The following is a 2,160-nucleotide window of genomic DNA, read 5'->3' as shown; positions in this document are numbered from 1 at the left end:
CGAGAATGTTCGACGGCTTTAAATCCCGATAGCAATTTGTCAGATCGATCGGGTATTATTCAAGCTGAATCTCTGCTAATGTTTGGAGCAAATCTGCGGTGGTAAATGGCTTAGTTAGCAATGCACTCACCCGCCGTGGATCGATCGTCGATGCTTAAGTACGTAAGATCTTAAACCCGAACCGACACTAGTTGATATCTTGAAATAACGATTCCTTATAACTAGGATCGATCTCCCACTCCTCATTTTCGCCGCCAATATATACCTGGAGAATTTCGACATATTCCTTGCTCAATTGGTTGAGTGAATTGATCAAAATATCGATCGCGATCGCGTCGCTCGTCCCCAGATCCATCCAACAGCGTCCCCAGTTGCCTTCATACTCAAAGTCGCCCATATTGTGCATCAAGGACATCATCGTACTGTCAGCGGCATCATTATCATAATCCATATAACTCAGATCTAATCCGGTTTCTTGTACCTGACTATTCTCAGCATTAAATCCACCCAATTTTCCCAAGAAAAACCATGATGAAAACACTTCTTCGACTAATTTTTTCTCCTGTTCTGAAGGCGCATTACTAAATTCCAACCAAAACCAAACATCAAATTGACTGAACTCGCGAAACTGGACTTGCATAATTAGTGAATAGTGGATAGTGGATAGTGGATAGCGATTCGCGCACGCCTTTGTTCCCCGACGGTTTAGCGAATCAAGACAGTGGATAGTGAATAGCTATTGGTTCGTATTTCTGGCTACTTATAATTCGGCAGCGCATGATGGATGATGAGTCTGCTTCATCATCAAAGAGAGCTAATCATGCTAGCAAGTCGCGGTAATAATTACATAAATCTAGTTAAATTAACCCGATATCTTTCTTTTTTGGTGATGGCGACTTCGCCGATTTCTAGTCTGCCTTTGCCACGAATTGCGATCAGATCTCCGGTTTTGAGAGCGTGCGCGGATTGACTGACATCTTTCCAATTGACGCGGACATCGCCACTGGAAATCAGATCGACCATTTTACTACGAGACATCCCAAAACCAGCAGAGGCGATCGCATCTAGCCGCAGCGAAGCTTCGGTAGTTACCAGTTCTTTTTTCTTGGGTTCACGAATCTTTAATTCGCTCAATTCGATTTGGCGAGTTTTGACGGGAACCGATCGAACTTGATTCAAATTGGTTGCTAAGAACTCCACCAATTCCGGTGCGACGATCGCTTGCGCGCCTTGTTCGCCCAAGACGATAATATCACCTGTTTTATCTCTAACGATGCCACAGCCCAGCATCGCACCCAAAAAATCGCGGTGCGTCGGCGGATCGAAGAGGAAATTTCCGGCAATTTGAATTGCGGCTAGGGGGACTTGACTGGGTTCAAATGGCAATTCACTCCGACAGATGCCCAGCCGTTGGCGTTCGGCTTGGGGATAACCCCCAGTGGCGATAACTTCTACATCGCTGAGTCGATCGAATACCAATCTAACTTCCGCGATTTCGGGTGGGGAAAGAAAGTCGGTTTCGACTACTTCCCAAGTTTTAATCGCTTGTTCGGCAAGATCGATCGCTCTGGCGACGATGTCTCGATTTTCGACTCGTTTTAATAATTCTTCTCTGGGAAGCATTTTATTCAGTTGACAGTTGATAGTTGACAGTTGAAAAATTTTAGATATTTATTGATACATGTCGGTATAGGTTTTGATGTTTTCGAGATCGAATTTACGGAGGATGGTGGTTGATTGTTGGAGCAGGAGTTGGGAACCTTCGACGACAATTAGATATTTACCAGCATTCAGTCGGTTGCGATATGGCAGGGCATCGCCACTACCAAAAGCAATCCCACCGCCGCCGCCAATGAAGACGCTACCCATCGTGCCGCCGATCGCGCCGAGCAAGCCCCCAATGAGATGATTGCCGATCGATCCAGCCCAGGCAAATGTCTGTAAATCGGTCAGGATGCTAAAGCCCACGCCGCCAATAAACCCGAACGGAATCAACCAACTAGCCATCAATTTCGCTTGTTTTTGGGCGACTTCGTTGGGATCGATCAATCCAAATTCATCGGCAGTTTTGTAGCCGCGACCGAGAATGGTGATTTGAGCGAGCGGTAAACCTTGTTTTTCCAACAGCGTATAGGCTGATTCGGCTTGGATGCGATCGGA

Annotated in this window: 3 protein-coding genes; all 3 read right to left on the bottom strand. The window is 46.1% G+C overall.

Annotated features, from left to right (window positions below; genetic code table 11):
- Positions 1 to 187 precede the first annotated feature (187 nt).
- Complete coding sequence (locus RMO27_RS07875; protein WP_309731081.1) at positions 188 to 640, bottom strand: DUF3531 family protein; 453 nt, start codon at positions 638 to 640, stop codon at positions 188 to 190.
- Between the two features lie 203 nt (positions 641 to 843).
- Positions 844 to 1,623: a photosystem II S4 domain protein gene (locus RMO27_RS07870; RefSeq protein WP_309731080.1), complete on the bottom strand. Its 780-nt coding sequence runs from the start codon at positions 1,621 to 1,623 to the stop codon at positions 844 to 846.
- A 48-nt stretch (positions 1,624 to 1,671) separates the two neighbouring features.
- Positions 1,672 to 2,160 (bottom strand): hypothetical protein (locus tag RMO27_RS07865; protein ID WP_309731079.1); only part of this gene is annotated, 489 nt, incomplete at its 5' end.

The sequence above is a fragment of the Chamaesiphon sp. OTE_75_metabat_556 genome (assembly GCF_031378165.1).
In the GTDB taxonomy this organism is placed as follows: domain Bacteria; phylum Cyanobacteriota; class Cyanobacteriia; order Cyanobacteriales; family Chamaesiphonaceae; genus Chamaesiphon.
Note: the sequence above shows the minus strand (reverse complement) of the source record. Positions and strands in the feature narration are given on the sequence as shown.